Source organism: Actinomadura rubrisoli, from assembly GCF_004349215.1.
GTDB lineage: Bacteria > Actinomycetota > Actinomycetes > Streptosporangiales > Streptosporangiaceae > Spirillospora > Spirillospora rubrisoli.
Window position 1 is genome coordinate 1 of sequence record NZ_SMKU01000201.1, and the last position, 16,493, is coordinate 16,493.

Annotated in this window: 16 protein-coding genes and 3 tRNA genes; 13 read left to right on the plus strand and 6 right to left on the minus strand. The window is 71.4% G+C overall.

Going from position 1 to position 16,493, the window contains the following annotated elements:
* The first annotated feature begins 346 nt into the window (after positions 1-346).
* From E1298_RS29890 to E1298_RS29900, 3 genes are all read left to right on the plus strand, one after another.
* Positions 347-418: transfer RNA gene (locus tag E1298_RS29890), tRNA-Gln, on the plus strand.
* A 22-nt stretch (positions 419-440) separates the two neighbouring features.
* Positions 441-513, plus strand: a tRNA-Glu gene (locus tag E1298_RS29895).
* Between the two features lie 115 nt (positions 514-628).
* A tRNA-Glu gene (locus E1298_RS29900) sits at positions 629-701 on the plus strand.
* 75 nt (positions 702-776) lie between these two features.
* On the opposite strand, the gene E1298_RS29905 is transcribed toward E1298_RS29900, so the two are convergent.
* The 5 genes from E1298_RS29905 to E1298_RS29925 form a co-directional block, all read right to left on the minus strand.
* Positions 777-998, minus strand: coding sequence for a hypothetical protein (locus E1298_RS29905; RefSeq protein ID WP_131899131.1), 222 nt, complete (start codon positions 996-998; stop codon positions 777-779).
* Positions 999-1,656: 658 nt separating this feature from the next.
* Positions 1,657-1,893, minus strand: coding sequence for a hypothetical protein (locus E1298_RS29910; protein ID WP_131899133.1), 237 nt, complete (start codon positions 1,891-1,893; stop codon positions 1,657-1,659).
* Between the two features lie 5 nt (positions 1,894-1,898).
* Positions 1,899-2,780 (minus strand): RpnC/YadD family protein, encoded by an 882-nt coding sequence (locus E1298_RS29915; RefSeq protein ID WP_131899135.1) that lies wholly within the window; start codon positions 2,778-2,780, stop codon positions 1,899-1,901.
* Between the two features lie 97 nt (positions 2,781-2,877).
* Positions 2,878-4,950, minus strand: coding sequence for an MMPL family transporter (locus tag E1298_RS29920; protein WP_131899137.1), 2,073 nt, complete (start codon positions 4,948-4,950; stop codon positions 2,878-2,880).
* A gap of 113 nt (positions 4,951-5,063) precedes the next feature.
* Positions 5,064-5,642, minus strand: a complete 579-nt coding sequence (locus E1298_RS29925) for an ArsR/SmtB family transcription factor (RefSeq protein WP_131899139.1) — start codon at positions 5,640-5,642, stop codon at positions 5,064-5,066.
* Positions 5,643-5,903: 261 nt separating this feature from the next.
* On the opposite strand from E1298_RS29925, the gene E1298_RS29930 reads away from it, so the two are divergent.
* From E1298_RS29930 to E1298_RS29975, 10 genes are all read left to right on the plus strand, one after another.
* The gene (locus E1298_RS29930) at positions 5,904-6,374 is read left to right on the plus strand and encodes a helix-turn-helix domain-containing protein (protein WP_131899141.1); all 471 of its coding nucleotides are present in this window, start codon (positions 5,904-5,906) and stop codon (positions 6,372-6,374) included.
* A 146-nt stretch (positions 6,375-6,520) separates the two neighbouring features.
* Positions 6,521-7,087, plus strand: coding sequence for a dihydrofolate reductase family protein (locus E1298_RS29935; RefSeq protein WP_131899143.1), 567 nt, complete (start codon positions 6,521-6,523; stop codon positions 7,085-7,087).
* Positions 7,088-7,316: 229 nt separating this feature from the next.
* The gene (locus tag E1298_RS29940) at positions 7,317-7,664 is read left to right on the plus strand and encodes an NADH-quinone oxidoreductase subunit A (protein WP_131899145.1); all 348 of its coding nucleotides are present in this window, start codon (positions 7,317-7,319) and stop codon (positions 7,662-7,664) included.
* 119 nt (positions 7,665-7,783) lie between these two features.
* Positions 7,784-8,671 carry a hypothetical protein gene (locus E1298_RS29945; RefSeq protein WP_243725893.1) on the plus strand — a complete coding sequence of 296 codons (888 nt, stop codon included), beginning with the start codon at positions 7,784-7,786 and terminating at the stop codon, positions 8,669-8,671.
* Entirely contained in the window at positions 8,664-9,554 is an 891-nt protein-coding gene (locus E1298_RS29950) for an NADH-quinone oxidoreductase subunit H (RefSeq protein ID WP_131899148.1), read from the plus strand. Before E1298_RS29945 ends, E1298_RS29950 begins: the two co-directional genes overlap by 8 nt.
* Positions 9,551-10,153, plus strand: a complete 603-nt coding sequence (locus tag E1298_RS29955; RefSeq protein WP_243725894.1) for an NADH-quinone oxidoreductase subunit J family protein — start codon at positions 9,551-9,553, stop codon at positions 10,151-10,153. The genes E1298_RS29950 and E1298_RS29955 overlap by 4 nt, the downstream gene beginning before the upstream one ends.
* A complete protein-coding gene (gene nuoK, locus E1298_RS29960; RefSeq protein WP_131899150.1) occupies positions 10,150-10,455 on the plus strand; it encodes an NADH-quinone oxidoreductase subunit NuoK in 306 nt (101 codons plus the stop codon). Before E1298_RS29955 ends, nuoK begins: the two co-directional genes overlap by 4 nt.
* Positions 10,452-12,284: an NADH-quinone oxidoreductase subunit 5 family protein gene (locus tag E1298_RS29965; RefSeq protein ID WP_131899152.1), complete on the plus strand. Its 1,833-nt coding sequence runs from the start codon at positions 10,452-10,454 to the stop codon at positions 12,282-12,284. Before nuoK ends, E1298_RS29965 begins: the two co-directional genes overlap by 4 nt.
* A 2-nt stretch (positions 12,285-12,286) precedes the next feature.
* Positions 12,287-13,777, plus strand: coding sequence for a complex I subunit 4 family protein (locus E1298_RS29970; RefSeq protein ID WP_131899160.1), 1,491 nt, complete (start codon positions 12,287-12,289; stop codon positions 13,775-13,777).
* Positions 13,777-15,216 carry an NADH-quinone oxidoreductase subunit N gene (locus tag E1298_RS29975; protein WP_131899154.1) on the plus strand — a complete coding sequence of 480 codons (1,440 nt, stop codon included), beginning with the start codon at positions 13,777-13,779 and terminating at the stop codon, positions 15,214-15,216. The genes E1298_RS29970 and E1298_RS29975 overlap by 1 nt, the downstream gene beginning before the upstream one ends.
* 9 nt (positions 15,217-15,225) lie before the next feature.
* Here E1298_RS29975 and E1298_RS29980 read toward each other — a convergent pair whose 3' ends face one another.
* Positions 15,226-16,344, minus strand: coding sequence for an abortive infection protein (locus E1298_RS29980; RefSeq protein ID WP_131899156.1), 1,119 nt, complete (start codon positions 16,342-16,344; stop codon positions 15,226-15,228).
* Positions 16,345-16,493 lie beyond the last annotated feature (149 nt).

The following is a 16,493-nucleotide window of genomic DNA, read 5'->3' on the forward strand; positions in this document are numbered from 1 at the left end:
CCCACTCCTCTGCCCGGGGAGCCCATGTTGCGCAGGCCCCCTGACCACCGCACCCGCCGCCGCAGCACCCACTCGTCCACGTACGACGTCCTGCCCGGCTTCGCCCCGCTCAGACCGTCCACTACCCAACATCCCACCGCGGCGTCGCCCACACTCGCCCATCGCCAAGGCCGGGTTCGGGCCCGTCCTGCGCTTCCGTGACCCGGACGGCATCCAGCTCGACCGCTTCGCCATGGACCCGTCCGACCGACCGCTTCGCCAATCGTTTTGGTCGAGGTCGCCGGGTCCTGTATTCTCTTCGAGGCGCGAGCGACCGGTCGGAGACGGCCGGAAACCCGTACCACACTGGGGTATGGTGTAATCGGCAGCACGAGTGATTCTGGTTCACTTAGTCTAGGTTCGAGTCCTGGTACCCCAGCTGCGTCCACGCACGTGGACAGGCCCCCGTCGTCTAGTGGCCTAGGACGCCGCCCTCTCAAGGCGGTAACGGCGGTTCGAATCCGCTCGGGGGTACGGCACACGAAGGCCCTGGCCGCTTCTCGGCCGGGGTTTTTTCATGTTCGGAGTGGGCCCGGCGTCCGGTAAGCTGGTCGAGGCCCGAACGGGAGACCGCGAAGGCCAGAGTCCAGCCCCCGTCGTCTAGTGGCCTAGGACGCCGCCCTCTCAAGGCGGTAACGGCGGTTCGAATCCGCTCGGGGGTACCCTCCGCTACGACCTGCGGTTTTCGCGTTCCGGGCGCGCCCTTTGTCGGCAAAGCGAGCCGCGCTCTTTCACTTTTAGCCAACAGACCGCGCTGTGGCGTGCGTCAGGCGATGGTGCCCCACTCCTCTGCCCGGGGAGCCCATGTTGCGCAGGCCCCCTGACCACCGCACCCGCCGCCGCAGCACCCACTCGTCCACGTACGACGTCCTGCCCGGCTTCGCCCCGCTCAGACCGTCCACTACCCCGGTCGCGCTGACGAGCGCGCCCAGCGCCCTGAACGTCACCTCTACGGTCAACGGCCAGACCCGCTCCCTCAAGGACTACCTGAACCGCACCGCCCAGGGCTTCGTCGCCCTGGACGGCAACAAGATGGTGAACGAGTGGTACGCGGGCGGCTACTCGAACGAGTCGGTCGACGACATCTCCCTGCACGTGTCCGCAAGCGCGGCTGGGAGCCAGCAGCAAGTCCAACTACACCAGCATGGACTCCGCCGTCCCTGGCACTCGTCGTCCAGAAGAGCACCGGCGTCCCCTTCTGCACCTACGTCCAGAACGAGATCTGCGCCCCGCCGGCATGGCGTCGACCGCCTACGTCGGCAACGACTCCGTCGGCGACGGCCTGGGCTACTGCTGCTCTTACGCCAACGACCGCGACTTCGCCCGCTTCGGCAAGACGAAGCTCGACCGCGGCACCGTCAACGGCCGTCAGGTCCTATCGGCTTCCTGCAGCACCCAGGCCACCACCGTCCGGGGTCAGCCCCAATTACGGCCTGCACTGGTGGATCGACGGCACCAAGGGCTTCTACGCCGCCGGTCTCGGCGACCTGAAGATCTACGTCTCCACCAAGCACAACGTCGTCATCGTCCGAAGCGCATTCCTCAACGTCGACGAGAACGAGACCCTGCCAGCCCTACGCGCGGTAGCCGCCGAATTAGCCCGCACCCGCTAACACGTCAGCCGAACAACTCCTCGCCACTCTCGATGACGGCCGCCCGCCGGATCAAGCGCTCAAGTTGGTCGAGGTCGGTGCAGCTGGTAACGCGCTCGCGCACGTTATCGGGGACGGCGACGCCGCGGGCGTCGAGCACGAGCAGAATCGCCGTGGCTGATCCCTTGACCCGGCCTTTCAACCTGCCTTCGGCTCGGTGGGTGATGGCGAATTCCGACTGCCATTGGTAGTGGTCGAGCATGGTGGTCAGTCGAGGAGTTCGTCGGCGTTGTCGATGACGGCGGCCCGCTGGAGCCAGCGCTCGAGTTGGTCGAGGTCGGTGCAGTTGGTGACGCGCTCGCGCACGTTGTCGGGAACGGAGATGCCCCGAGCGCCCAGGACCAGCAGGACCCCCTTGGTATCCGCCTCGACCTTGCCCTCGGCCTTGCCCTCGGCCTTGCCCTCGGCTCGGTGGGTGATGGCGAATTCCGACTGCCACTGGTAGTTGTCGATCTTCACGATCTCCTCCAGATCCTTCTTCGCGGGGTCGTCGAACTTCGACACCATGTAGTCATGATAGAACGTGCCGACTTCACCGCTGAGGGCGGCGATGGCGGCGGCGGCGCAGCGGATGACCGCCAGGCGGTCCGGTCCGTTGGTGTGGGCGGGGGCGCTGAGGATGGCGAGTTCGGGCAGTTGGAGCGCTATGGCCGGGTCGGTGATGGGGGGCAGGTCGCCCGGGTGGAGGGTCAGGGGCTTGAGCACCCAGTCGGGGTGTCCCATGTCGATCGGGGCCGCGCAGCCGCGTGCGCTGGCCTCGTCGGGGCAGAAGACGACGAGGACGACCGGGCACTTGTGGCGATGACGCAGCATCGCCACGTATGCGGGCCAGCTGTAGGTCTTCTCCTCTCGTGAGCGCAGCTGTGACTCCACCACGACGCCGAGGGTCGGGGCTTTGGGATCTCCCACGAGGACGGTGGCGTCGCAGCGGAGCTCGGCCGGGTTGGCGTCGGCGTAGGACTCCGAGGCCAGGGTCGTTTGGGCGTGTTTGGGCAACTTGAGCCCGAAGACGGTCTGAAGGACCGTGGGAACGAGCTGGGGCCGGTTGCGGATCATCTCCAGCGGCAGCTCGTGATCGGTTGTAGGCACAGGGTTAAACTAGCTGTGATCAAGTGATTGCGGAGTGTTTACGCTCGATATCACTCGGAAGGATGAGGCCCCAGCCCGGAGGCCGGGGCCTCTTTGTTCAGTGATGGACCGGTTCGCGGGTTTGTGCATGTGCCGGAGGCCTGGTGCCCAGGCGGCCGGGCCACCAGAAGCGGCGACCGACGTCCAGGGCCAGGGCGGGGACGATGATGGAGCGGACGAGGAAGGTGTCGAGGAGGACGCCCAGGGCGACCAGGACGCCGATCTGGACCATCATCGTGATGGGCATGACGCCGAGGACGCCGAAGGTGGCGGCGAGGACGAGGCCGGCGCTGGAGATGACGCCGCCGGTGAGGCCGAGGCCGCGCAGGACGCCGGTGCGGTGGCTCGCGAGCTCCACCTCTTCGCGGACGCGGGAGAGAAGGAACAGGTTGTAGTCCACGCCCAGGGCGACCATGAACAGGAAGCCCATGAGGGCGACCTGGGTGTCCAGGGCGGGGAAGTCGAACACGTAGTGGAAGATCAGCCAGCCGCCGCCGAGGGCCGCGAAGTAGGACGCGACGACGGTGGCGATGACCAGGAGTGGCGCGACCAGGGCGCGGAGCAGGGCCATGAGGATGAGGAGGACGACGCCGAGGACGAGCGGGATCACGACGCGGCGGTCGTGGGCCTGCGCGTCCGCGAGGTCGAGTTCACTGGCGGCCCCGGCGCCGACGGTGGCCTGGGGGACCGTGTCGCGGATCCTCTTGACGGCGTCCTTGGCCGCCTGGCTGTCGGTCGGAGCGGACAGGACGACCTCGGTCCTGGTCAGGCGTCCGTCGGCGGACGGCTGGGGCTTCTCGACGCGGGCGACTCCGGGGACGTTCCGCAAGGCGGAGGTGATGGAGTCGGTGCCGGACGCGTCGGTCACGACCTGGAGCGGGCGGGTCTGGTCGCCCGGGTAGTGGGCGTTCAGGAGGCGTTCGCCGATGGTGGAGCTGGGCGTGGTCGTCAGGAAGTGCTCGCGGTCGAGGCCGGTGTTGATGCCGAGGGCGCCGGCGGAGAGCCCGGCGAGGACGGCCATGCCGCCGATCCAGATGAGGCGGGGGTGGGCGGCGACGCGGCGGCCGATGCGGTCCCAGACGCCGCCGTGGACGGGCGGGGTGTCGCCGTAGCGGGGGATACGCGGCCAGAAGATCCAGCGGCCGAAGATCACCAGCATGGCGGGCAGCAGGGACATGACGACGATGAGGCCGCCGAGGACGCCGATGGCGCCGATCGGGCCGAGGGCGTAGTTGAAGCCCATCTTCGCGGCGAGCAGGCACAGCAGGCCGAGGCAGACCGTCGCGGCGGACGCGATGATCGGGGTCGCGGCGCGGTGCAGGGCGATGCGCATCGCCTCGTGCCGGTCGGGATGGCGGCGCAGTTCCTCGCGGTAGCGGGCGAGGAGCAGCAGCGCGTAGTCGGTGGTGATTCCGAACACCAGGGCGTTCAGGATGCTGGACATCCCGTCCGCCACGTAGAGCCCGGCGTGCTTGGCCAGCAGGTAGACGACGGCGCTGGTGACCTGGAGGGAGATCGCCGCGTTCGCCAGGGGGAGCAGCCAGAGCAGCGGGCTGCGGTAGGTGAACAGCAGGACGGCGGTGACCAGGACCATCGTGATGATCAGCAGCAGTTTGTCGATCTTCTGGAACGCGTCGCCGACATCGAGGGCGGAGCCGGCCGGGCCGGTGAGGCGGATCTGCAGGCCCGGCGGCGCGTTCTTCTCGACCTGGTCGCGGATCTTCTCGGCCTTCGGCGAGAGCGTCTCGCCGTCCGATAGCGGGATGTGGAGCATCAGCGCCCGGCCGTCGCGGGACGCGGCGGGCGGCGCGATGGGACCGTCGGCGACGGGGGCGAGGGCGCGCCGGTCGGCTTGCACCCTGGCCCGGTCGGCGGCGGTGATCCCGCCGTCCCGGACGTAGGCGACGAGACCGGGTGCCATCTCCCCGCCGGGGAAGCGCGGCGTCAACTCCTCGACGCGCGTGGACTGGGCACCGCGGGGGAGTTCGGCGGCGGACTTGTCCTCGACGACGTCGGCGAGCCGGCCCGCGTTGGGGACGGCCACCATGACGAGCGCGATCCAGACCAGGAGGACCGCCCATTTCGCGTAGCGCCCGGCTGGGAGCGCGGCGAGTTTGCGTGAGAGCAGCACGAGGTGCTCTCCTTTCCGTGGAGGTGTCGTGTCGCGGTGAAACACGCCGTTGGCGTGGTGATACGGGCTTCCACCCGCCCGGGTCGCCGAGGGCCAACTCGGCGACCCGGGCCCTAGCGGCCGTCCCCTTCTGGGATCTCGGGGAAGGCCAGGAACCGGACGAGCAGGGTGCGCGCGTCCTGCGGTGGATCGTCTTCGTCGCCCTTGTAGCGGTAGAGGAGCGCGATGTACTCCTCGAAGAACGGACGCACCTGCTCCAGGGTCAGCGTGACCGTGGAGTAGGAGAACAGCAGCGCGTCCGCCCACGGTCCCAGATCCTCACGGACCCGCTGGAAGCGGGAAAGCAGGTCCATCTCGGTCGCGAACTCCAGGCGGGTGAACTCCTCGACCGCCTCCCGCATCGCGGGGCTCTGCTCGCTGTACGGGGGGAGCCGCCGGTCCGCGGGCACGACCCGCCACCAGCGCTCCCGGCCGCGGCCGAGCTCGGGGACCTCCTCGATGAACCCGTGCTTGGCGAGCTGCCGCAGGTGGTAGCTCGTCGAACCGGTGCTCTGGCCGAGCTCGCGGGCGAGCGTCGTGGACGAGACGGGGCCGCGCCTCATGATCTCGGCGATCCGCTGCCGCAGCGGGTGCGCGAGAAGCCGCACCTGGCGCGGGTCGGTGATCTCCTCAGGAGCCGGCTGTTCCGTCATGGTCAGGACGCTATGACTTGCCAAGAGCCTTTGCAACGGTTCTTGGCAATGTTCACCGGACGGGGTGAGCACGGCCCGGGAGGTCGTCCCTGAGGGGGAGGACCCGTCTCACTCGCGAGACCGAACGGGCGATGTCCAGTGATGAGCCCGATACCTGTGGAGCGATCTCCGTGTCCTTGGCTGACGAGGCCGCGTCCGGTCAACTAAAGTCGTTGAATCGGCACGACGGGAAGGGTCGCGATGCGGGACCAGGTGGGGGCCGTGCAAGGGATCTCTCCGGGCGCGACGCTCGCGGAGAAGGTCGAGTGGCTGATCCGCAACCTCTGGCCGGCCGAGGCCGAGGCGCCGCGAAACAACGTGGAGACGGCCGCGGCCATCGCGCGTGCCACCGGCGAGGACATCTCGTCCACCACCGTGTGGAAGCTGCGCACGGGACGGCAGGAGAACCCGCAGCTCAAGACGCTCACCGCGCTCGCCACGTTCTTCGGCGTCCCGATCGGCTACTTCGGGTTCCCCGGCGAGGCCGGTCCGATCGACGACGATCTGACGCTCAAGGCGCTGCGCCGCGAGGTCGAGCACGGCGTCATCCGGCCGGAGGTGCTGCGCGCCTTGGTCGACCTGTCCCCGGAGGCGCGCTGGGTCGTGGACGAGATGATCCTCGGCGCCGCCGCGGCCGACCGTCACCGCAGTTCCCGGCGCGGCGACGAGCGGGACCATCAGCGCAAGCCCTGACCTTGACGTTCAACCTCGGGACCTCGGCGATCGCCCCCCGATCCACCCGATCATGAAGGTGGGCGATGAGTTCGGCGGTCGCCGGCGGTCCTACTCTCCACGACCGGTTGCTGAGCCGGTGACCTGCGTGGACGAGGAGATGTCAAGTGGCCAGCATTGAAGCGAATATCTCGATGTCGTTGGACGGCTTTGTCACCGGCCCGAACATCAACGAGTACCCGGGGCTGGGCGAGGGGGGCGACGTTCTCCACGACTGGGTGAACGGAGCCGACCAGGCCGAGACGCTGCGCTGGAACCTGTTCGACCCGGCCGGTGCGGTCGTCACCAGCCGGAAGGTGTTCGAGGACGCGGGAGGGTGGGGCGAGGACGGGTTCTACCGGATGCCGGTCTTCGTGGTCACCCACCGGCCGCACGAGGTGATCGTCAAGGGTAAGACGACCTTCACCTTCGTCACTGAGGGCGTCGAGCATGCCATCGCGCAGGCGGCGGCGGCCGCGGGCGAGCGGAAGGTCCATGTCATGGGCGGCGCCAGCATCGTCCAGCAGGCTTTGAAGGCCGGGTTGGTCGACGAACTGTTCCTGCATGTGGCGCCAGTGATCCTGGGTGACGGCACCCCGCTGTTCGACCACGTCGGCGGCCCGATTCGGTTGGAGAGCACGGAGGTGGTCGAATCGCAGTCCGCCACACATCTGAGGTTCCGCGTCGTGAAGTAGGAACCTGTGCCCGGAGGTTCAGCGACAAGTTGACCCCGTGTTGTGAGCCTCTGGCCCGCTCCCCGCCGTCGCCGTCGCCGTCGCCCTATCGCCACCGCGCACCGCCCCTCGGTGGACGAACTCGCAGGCGAGGGCGGCGTCGCGGTGGGCGGGTGTTTCGGGGGTGGCGGTTTCCCTTGGTGACGATCAGGTAGACCGCTAGTGATGGTCGCCCAGAACCGGAGGGACGATGCCGCCGTACGCCGCGATCCTCTCCGTGCTCGGGCTGGTGGGCGCCGTCATCGCCGGGGTGTACGCCGTCTCGTACGCGATGGCGCCGCCAGGACGGCTTGACGGCGGCCCGTACTTGTCCGGCGGGAGGCCAGTGGAGCACGCGGTGTCGCGGTTCCATGTCCGCTGGTACGCGGTGACCATGGTCTTCCTCGCGTTCGACATGGAGATGGTCTTCATGTACCCGTGGGCGCTCGTCGTCGCGTCGGTGGGCGTGAAGGCGGTAGTGGAGATGTTCCTCTTCCTGGGCCTGCTCATGGTCGGCGTCCTGTACGCGTGGCGGGAGGGCGCGCTGCGATGGGTCTGAGGGACGGTCTTCGCCGCTTCGCCGCCGCGCGTCCGCGCCCTTTCGTGGTGCAGGCGGCAGGCGGGACGGAGGTCAGGCTGGAGGTCGAGGCCGGTCTTCGGTCCCGGGGATGGCGGCCCGTGGCGTCACCGGCCGAGACCGGGTTCCTGGTCGTCTGCGGGGAGCCGGGGACGACCCTGCGCGAGGCCATCGACGTGGTATGGGCGGATATGCCCGGTCCGCGTGCCCGGGTCGACCTGGCCAGGGTGGACGACGTGCCCCGGCTGTTCGAGGAGGCCGTCCCGCAGCCGCCGTCCACGGGGTCGTCCATGGGGGACGTCGAGATGGCCGATCGGGCGGACGACCGCGACGGGCTGCGGCTGGACGTGCTGCATGTGCCGCTCGGGCCCGTCCTGGCGGCCTGGCCTGCCGGGCTGCGGCTGGACGTGGCGCTCCAGGGCGACGTCGTCCAGGACGCCCAGGTGACCGTGGTCGACACGGCGGACGGGTCGTTCTGGGAGGAATCGGGCGGCGATCGGGAGCGGCGGCGAGCGGCGTCCCATCTCGACAGCCTCGTCCGGCTCCTGTACGTGGCGGGCTGGGACGCGGCGTCCGGACGGGCCGCCGTGTTGCGGGACGAGACGCTGTCCGGGGCACCGAAAGACACCTTGGTGCCGCGCTACGCCTCGTTCGCCCGGATGGTCGGACGGTCCAGGACCCTGCGGTGGATGACGCGAAGGCTCGGAGTCCTGCCCGCCGACGTCGCGGAACGGCACGGGGTCAGCGGCCCGGCCCTCCGCCATGCGGGTGATGTCAGAGATCGCCTGGACGGATGGCTCCACGAGGCCGGCCAGGCCCTGGACCTCATCGGCGCCCAGCCGCGCCCGGAGGAAAGGCCGGGGAGCGGGGGATTGCTGGAGGTGATGCCGGAGCTCCTGGTGGGGGCGGGGCTGGCGGAGGCGCGGCTGATCGTGGCGAGCCTGGATCCGGACCTCGCCGAGACCGCGGTGGTGGCTGCCGATGGTTGAGGTCCTGGTGCTCGGCGGGCTGTCGGTGGCGGCGGCGTCGCTGCACGCGGTGCTCATGGAGCGGGCGGACGGGCGTCCGGGACGGGCGGCGTGCGTCGAGCCGCTGCGCGAGGCGGTGCGGCTCGTCGGCCGGCAGCGGCGGACGACGTGGAAGGCCGACCGGCTGCTCGTGCGGGTGGGGGTGGTCGCGCTGCCGGTGGCGGCGGCGCTGGCCGCGGCGGTCGTGCCGCTGGGCGGGCACGTGGCGGCGGACCTGCCGGTCGGCGTCGTCTGGTTCAACGCGATGGAGGTCGTGGCCTGGGCGGCGGTGTGGCTGGCGGGCTGGGGCGTCAACTCGGCGTTCGCGCTGGTCGGCGGGTACCGGTTCCTCGCGCAGGGCCTCGCCTACGAACTGCCCCACATGTTCGCGCTCATCACGGCGGCGCTGGCCGCGCACTCGCTGGACCTCCGCGAGATCGCCGGGGCGCAGGACGGGCTGTGGTTCGGGGTGTGGATGCCCGTGGCGTTCGCCGCCTACCTGCTCTCGGCACTGGCCATGGCGTTCTGGGGGCCGCTGGGGCATCCCGTGGGCGGCGACCTGGCCGGGGGAGCGGCGCTGGAGCTGTCCGGCCCGGACCGCCTGGTCTTCCTCGCCGGACGGTACGGGCTGCTCACGGTCGCGGCGGCGGCGGCCGTCCCGCTGTTCCTCGGCGGCGGCGCCGGGCCCCTGCTGCCGGGATGGCTGTGGTCGCTGGTCAAGGCGTGCGCCGTCCTGGCCCTGCTGGTGTGGACCCGGCAGCGGTCGCCGGTCCTGCGGATGGACCGGGTCATGGACGTGGCCTGGACGGTGCTGATCCCGGCGGCGCTGCTGCAGATGCTCGTCGTCGGGATCGTCGTCGTGTGAGTGGGGGAGCCGTGCAGGCCGTCGCGTTCTGGGTGCTGGCCGTCGCCGCCGTGGGGTTCGGCGTTGCCGTGTTCGCGGTGGACTCGATGGCGCGGGCGACGTTCGCGCTGCTGGCCTCGTTCCTGTGCGCCGGGGTGGAGCTGCTGCTCATCGACCTGGACTACCTCGGCGTGCTGGTGGTCCTCATGATGATCATGGAGATGCTGGTGATGGCCGTCTTCATGATCATGTACATGATGAACCCGGCCGGGCTGATGCCGATGACGATGCTGCACAACACGCGGGGCGCCCTCGCCATCTCCGGGGCCGCGTTCGCCGTGCTGGCCGCCGGGATCCTGACCGTCCCGTGGCCGGAGCGCCGGGGACGGCCGCCCCGCGATCCGGCGTTCGCGCTGGGCGAGTCGATCATGGGACCGAAGATGCCGGTCATGATGGTGATCGGCCTCGCCATCCTGGCCACGATGATCGCCACGGTGGTGCTCGCCACGCACCGGGGGCGCTACGACCGCGACGGCGAGCACCCCGCACGAGGCGGCCCAGGCCCCGGCGAAGGCGGCGGGCGCCCCGCCCGAGGTGGAGCCGAAGGCGGCACCGGATGAGCCTGGAGGCGTTCCTGCTGCTCGCCGCCGCGCTGTTCTCGGTCGGCCTGTTCGGCGCGCTGTCGCAGCAGTCGATCGTGATGCTGATGATGGGCCTCGAACTCATGATCAACGGGCTCGTGGTGGCCGCGGCCGGGTTCTGGTTCTACGTGTCCCCGGCCGCCGCCGACGGCCAGGTCCTCGTGCTCGTCGCGATCACCGTGATGGCGCTGGAGATGGCGATGGGGTTCGCCGTGGTCACCGCGCTGTTCCGGGCCCGTGACGTGGACGTCACGGACGACGCCGGGGACCTCAAGGGATGATCTTCACCGTCTGCGGGCCGCCGCTCCTGGCCGGGGCACTGCTCCTGGCCGGTGCGCTGCTGCCGGGCGCCGCGGCGCGTCCGGCCGCGGCGGTGGAGGGGCGCGGGCGGGCCGACCGGTGGGCGCCCGCCGTAGGGGTGGGCGTCGCCGTTCTGGCGCTCGGCGCGGCGATCACGGCGGCCGTCACCCGTCCGGCGTCGCGTTTCGCGTGGCTGCCGGGGTGGTCGGGCGGGCTCGCGATGGACGGGTTGTCCGCCGTGCTGGCCGTCACCGTGGCGTCCGTCCTGACGGCGATCCTCGTGTACGCGTCGGGGGAGGGGTACGGCGCCCGGTTCTTCGGGCTGATGCTGCTGTTCGCGGGGGCGATGCTGGTCACGGTCACCGCGTCCGATCTCGTCCTGCTGCTGATGGGGTGGGAGGTCATGGGCGCGACGTCGTACGCGCTCATCGGCTACGCCTGGCAGGACGAGGGGCGCGTGCGGTCGGCGAACGTCGCGTTCCTCACCACCCGGGCAGGGGACGCGGGGCTCTACGCGGCGGCGGGGTTCGCCGTCGCCGGGACGCACTCGCTCGACCTCGCCGCACTGCCCGCAGCGGACGACCCGTGGCGCGACCTCATCGCGACCGGTGTCGTCCTGGCCGCGCTGGGCAAGTCGGCGCAACTGCCGTTCTCCTACTGGCTGTCCCGGGCGATGGTGGGTCCGAGCCCGGTCTCCGCACTGCTGCACTCGGCCACGATGGTCGCCGCCGGGGCGTACCTCCTGCTGCGCCTCCACCCGCTCTTGGCCGCGACCGGATGGGCCGATACGTTCGTGTGCTGGATGGGGGTGCTGACCGCGCTGGTCATGGGCGCGGTGGCGCTCGCGCAGCGCGACCTGAAGCAGTTGCTCGCCGCATCGACCTGCGCGCAGATCGGGTTCATGGTTCTGGGCGCCGGGGCGGCCTCGATCTCCGGCGGGACGTCGCATCTCGTCGCGCACGCGGCCGTGAAAAGCCTGCTGTTCCTGTGCGCGGGCGCGTGGCTGGCCGCGCTCGGCACCCAGCGGTTGGACGAGCTGCGCGGTGCGGCGCGCCGTCACCGGCTGGTCGGCGTCGCGTTCGCGGCGGGCGCGCTCGCGCTGGCCGGGCTGCCGCCGCTCTCGCTCTGGCTCACGAAGGACGCGGTGCTGGCCGCCGCGGGCGAACGCTCGTCCTTCCTGCTCGCGGCCGGGCTCGCCGCGTCCGTCCTGTCGGCGGCGTATGCGGCGAAGGCGTTGCGGGCGGTCTGGCGGCCCGCCTACGGCCCGTCCGAGCGGGGTGGCGGCGGCCCGATCGTGCAGTGGTTGCCGTTGACGGTGCTGGCGGTCGCCGCCTGCGTGCTCGGCGCGGTCCCGTGGCGGCGAGCGCTCGGCGTGCCCGGCGAGGCGAAGCCGGACGGGTGGGAGCTGGCCGCCTCTGGGGTCTTGGCAGTGGTCGTGGTCGTCGCCGTGGTGTTCGTCCGCCGCGTCCCGGCGCCCGCGTGGGCGTTGGACTGGCTGTACCTGGAACGGGCGGCCGAGGTGGTCGCAGTCCGTCCCGTACTGGCGGCGGCCCGGGGGCTCGCGCGCTTCGACGACCGGGTGGTCGACGGAGCGGTGCGGGCGCTCGCGCGCGGGACGGTGTGGACGGCCGGGCTGACCGTCCGCCGCGTCGAGATCCGCGTGGACGGCCTGGTCGGCGCGATCGGGAGCGGCGCGCGGCGGCTCGGCGCGCTGGCCCGCCGCCCGCAGGCCGGACAGGTCCACCTGTACTACGCCCAGGCCGCGGTGGTGCTCGCCGTGCTCGTCGTCATCGCCGTCCTGGCCGGGTGACCATGCTCTCGATCGCGATCTTCCTACCGCTGGCCGCCGCGCTGGCGCTGCCCGCCGTCCCCCGGCGCGCGGCCCGCTGGACGTGGATCGGCGTCAGCCTCGCCGACCTCGCCCTCATCGCGGCCATGTGGGCGGCCCACGGCACGGGCGGCGGGATCGCCTACGAGACGGACGTGCGCTGGATCCCGTCCGTCCGCGCCGGTTACCACGTGGGCGTGGACGGGCTGTCGCTGCCGCTGCTCGCCCTCACCGCCGTGCTGTTCACGGCCTGCGCGGTCTACTCGCTGCGGCAGGAGCACCGCGTCAGGGCGTTCGCGGCGCTGTTCCTCTTCCTGGAGACGGTGTGTCTCGGGCTCTTCGCGGCCCTCGATCTGCTGCTCTTCTTCGTCTTCTTCGACCTGTCGATCGTCGGCATGTACTTCGTGATCCTGCTGTGGGGGCACGGCGACCGGGCCGGGGCGGCGGCGCTGAAGTTCTTCCTCTACACCTTCCTCGGGTCGCTGATCCTCCTGCTCGGGTTCATCGGCCTGTATCTGGGCGCCGACCCGCACACGTTCGACATGGTGGAGCTGACCCGCGCGCCGCCGCTCCGGGGATCGCCGGGACTGGCCGGTCTGACGCTGCTCGCGGTCGGGGTCGGGCTGGGCATCAAGACGCCGGTCGTCCCGTTCCACACCTGGCTGCCGCCCGCGCACACCGACGCGCCCGCCGCCGGGTCGGCGATCCTGGCCGGGGTCATGCTGAAGATGGGCACCTACGGGCTGGTCCGGATCGCGATGCCGATGCTCCCGGACGCCTGGCGCCGCTACGCCGGGGTGTTCCTCGTGGTCGGCCTGGTCAGCGTCCTGTACGGGGCGCTCGTCGCGCTCGCGCAGGAGAACGTGAAGCGGCTCGTCGCCTACACCTCCGTCAACCACATGGGATACATCGTGCTCGCGCTGGGCGCGGCGGGGTACGCATCTGGCGACGTGGACGCGCGGCGGCTGGCCGTGACGGGCGCGGTGACGCAGATGGTCGGCCACGGGCTGGTCACCGGGGCTCTGTTCCTGCTGTGCGGCGTCCTGTACGACCGGGCGGGCAGCTACGACATCGGCCGGTTCGGCGGTATCGCGGGCGGCGCGCCCGCGTTCGCCGGGCTGCTGGCAGTGGCGGCGTTCGCCTCGCTCGGCCTGCCCGGCCTGTCCGGGTTCGTCGCCGAGTTCCAGATCCTCGCCGGGACGATCGGAAGCGGCACGGCCGCGGCGGCGGTGGCCGGGGCGCTCGCCGTCCTCGGGATCGTCATCACGGCCGCCCTGTTCCTGCGGGTGCTGCACCGCGCCGTGACAGGCCCGCCGGGGGAGCTGACCGCGCGGGTCACCGGCGTCCGGGGGCCCGAGGTGGCGGCCGTGGTCCCGCTGCTGGCGCTGTCGCTGGTCATCGGCGTCGTGCCGCGCGTCCTGCTCGACACGATCGAGCCGCTGTCGGCGGCCGTGGTCGCGCTGGCGGGCCGCTGATGAACGAGAACCCGGCCGATCTCGCGCCCGAGCTGTGCGTGCTGATCGCCGCCGTCCTCGGCCTGGTCAGCGGGCTGTTCCTGCTGCGCACGGGGCAGTGGCGGGTCGCGGTGATCTGCGGCGCCGGACCGGCCGCGGGGCTGGTCGCGGCGGGCGTCGCCGCGACGCGGGACGACCTGATGGCCTTCGAGTCGCTCGCGATCGACCCCGTCACGCACACCGTCCGGTTCGCGGTCCTCGGGACGGCGCTGCTCGCGGTCGCGCTCGCCGCCGGGCAGGTCCGCGACCATCCGCGCGAGAGCGAGCACTACGTCCTGATCCTGTTCTCGGCGCTCGGGACGATGGCGCTCGGCGCGTCGTCCGACCTGCTGGTCCTGGTCGGCGCCTACCTGCTGGCGAGCATCCCCGCATACGCGCTCGCCGGGTTCGGCAAGGACGCGCCGGGCACCGAGGCGGCGCTCAAGTACTACCTGATGGGCGCGCTCCTCGGCGTCCTGATGCTGGGCGGCGTCACGCTGCTGTACGGGGTGGGGCGCGGCACGTCCTACATGACCCTCCGCGAGAACCTCGGCGACGCCCCGGCCGTGGCGGTGGCGGCGGGCGTCGTCGCGCTGCTGGCGGGGCTCCTGTTCAAAGCGGGCGCCGTCCCGGGGCACTTCTGGGTCCCGGACGTGGCGGAGGGCGCTCCGGCGTCCGTCGCCGCGTTCGTCACCACCGTCCCCAAGATCGGCGCGTTCGCCGCCCTGTACCGGATCGGCGCGGAGGCGCTCCCGCCCGGCGCCGCCGGATGGCCCGCGCTCGTCGCGACGATCGCGGCGGCGACCATGACGCTCGGGAACCTCGCCGCGTTCGGGCAGGACAACGTCCGGCGGCTGCTGGCCTACTCGACCGTCGCCCAGGCGGGCTACCTGCTGGTACCCGTCGCAATGGCCGGACGGACGGACCTGGCCCGGCCCGCGCTGCTGTTCTACGCAGCCGCCTACGCCGTGACCAACCTCGGCGCGTTCGCCGTGGTCGTCGCCACCGGCCGGGACGACCTGCGAGGCCAGACGGGCCTCCTGCGCAGCTCGCCGCTCCTCGGCCTGTCGCTGGTCGTCTGCCTGCTCGGCTTCGTCGGGACGCCCCCGACCGCCGTGTTCGTCGGGAAGGTGCTGATGTTCGGCGCCGCACTGGACGGCGGCCACGCCTGGCTGGCCGTGGTGGCCGCCGCGAACACGGTCGCGAGCGTCTTCTACTACCTGCGCTGGATCGTCCCACTGTTCCGACGCCCGGACGGTCTCGGCGACCATCCCGACGCAGGCCAGCCCGGCACGGGTCAGCCCGGCACGGGTCAGCCTGGCGTGGGCCGTCCGGGGCGAGGGGCCACGGCCGTCGCCGTCACGGCGGCGGCCATGTCCCTCGCCCTGGGGATCGGCAGCGGGATCGCCCTCGCGCCTTAGCCCAGACCGCTAGCGGGCATAGCGCCGGGCGAGCGTCCGGAAGGCGTCCTTGGGCTCGAACCGCCCGGTTGCCGCGTATCCCCGTCCCGTCTCCGGCGGTGCCACCTTGACCAGTGCGAACCCGGCCATGTCGAGGTCCCGCCGGGGATCGGCGTAGGCCGGGGAGTCGGACTCGATGAAGTTGTAGACGAACGCCCCGTACACCCCCTCCGCCTCGTGGATGTCGAGCAGCTCGGAGATGTAGCGGGACTGCACCCGCTCGTCCCGCACGTACCCTTCCGGGATGACGGGCGGGTCCTGCGTCCAGTCGACGATGTCGAACCCGTCGCCGCCGCGCTTCTCCGCGCCCCGGTACGTGCAGCAGCCGAACTCGGTGATGATGACCGGCTTGCCGTGGCGGTGCAGGTTCCGCACGTCCTGGGCGTAGGTGGCCTGATTCGTCTCGTCCCGGTACAGGTCCACGCCGACCGCGTCGAAACCGCGCCAGGCGACCGACTCCCAGACCCCGGACGAGTACGTGAGCTGCCCGCCGAAGAGCGGGCGGACGGTCTTCAGCGCCTGGCCGAGGAACGCGTTGAGCCGCTTGTTGAAACCCCTGCCCGCCGGAGTGCCGAGGTTGGCCGCCCGCTCCTTGTAGTCATCGCCGGGCACGAGGCCGTCCATGAAGATGGTCAGCTCGCAGCCCACCGAGATGCCGACGCCCGGATGGACGCGGCGGAGCCGTTCGGCCGCCCGCGCGACGGACGTGAGGAACTTCAGCGTCGTCCGGGCGTTCTCGTCGAACTGGCGCGCCTCGATCCACACGAACATGCCCTCGTCCGCCGCGCACTTCGCCGCGAGCATCAGCCGCCCGAGGTCGGAGCCGAGCAGGATGACCGCGTTGCAGTGCAGGTCGCGCCGGATGGCCCTCATCTCCCGCCGCACGTAAGCGGCCTTCCACACCTCGCGTTCGGTGTCGTAGTTGACGCCCCGCTGGGTGAGGCGCCGCGTCCCCTCCGTCTGCGCGGCCGCGGCGACGGGGACGGACGAGCCGGACCAGACCGCCCGGCTCCGTCCCGCCCCGACCGCGACGGCCGCGGCCGCCGTCCCCACGAGCACGGTCCGCCGGTTGACCGGGACATGTGGCATTACTGGCTCCTCGCTGATCGGGCCGCCCTTACCGAGAGTCTTTCCAGGACGGCCCGCGCGGGCATCGGCCACCGGGCCAGAGCCGTCGCGACCAAAGTCGCCGGATCCGGCGCCCCGTTCGCGACGAAAGTCACCCGCTGGGCCCGGGG

Bases quoted from the DNA above. Each gene is read 5' to 3' on its own strand.
- E1298_RS29980 (WP_131899156.1), bottom strand. From the start codon at position 16,344: ATGCCACATGTCCCGGTCAACCGGCGGACCGTGCTCGTGGGGACGGCG.
- E1298_RS29965 (WP_131899152.1), top strand. From the start codon at position 10,452: ATGATCTTCACCGTCTGCGGGCCGCCGCTCCTGGCCGGGGCACTGCTC.
- E1298_RS29970 (WP_131899160.1), top strand. From the start codon at position 12,287: ATGCTCTCGATCGCGATCTTCCTACCGCTGGCCGCCGCGCTGGCGCTG.
- E1298_RS29950 (WP_131899148.1), top strand. From the start codon at position 8,664: ATGGTTGAGGTCCTGGTGCTCGGCGGGCTGTCGGTGGCGGCGGCGTCG.
- E1298_RS29975 (WP_131899154.1), top strand. From the start codon at position 13,777: ATGAACGAGAACCCGGCCGATCTCGCGCCCGAGCTGTGCGTGCTGATC.
- E1298_RS29925 (WP_131899139.1), bottom strand. From the start codon at position 5,642: ATGACGGAACAGCCGGCTCCTGAGGAGATCACCGACCCGCGCCAGGTG.
- E1298_RS29910 (WP_131899133.1), bottom strand. From the start codon at position 1,893: ATGCTCGACCACTACCAATGGCAGTCGGAATTCGCCATCACCCACCGA.
- E1298_RS29940 (WP_131899145.1), top strand. From the start codon at position 7,317: ATGCCGCCGTACGCCGCGATCCTCTCCGTGCTCGGGCTGGTGGGCGCC.
- nuoK (WP_131899150.1), top strand. From the start codon at position 10,150: ATGAGCCTGGAGGCGTTCCTGCTGCTCGCCGCCGCGCTGTTCTCGGTC.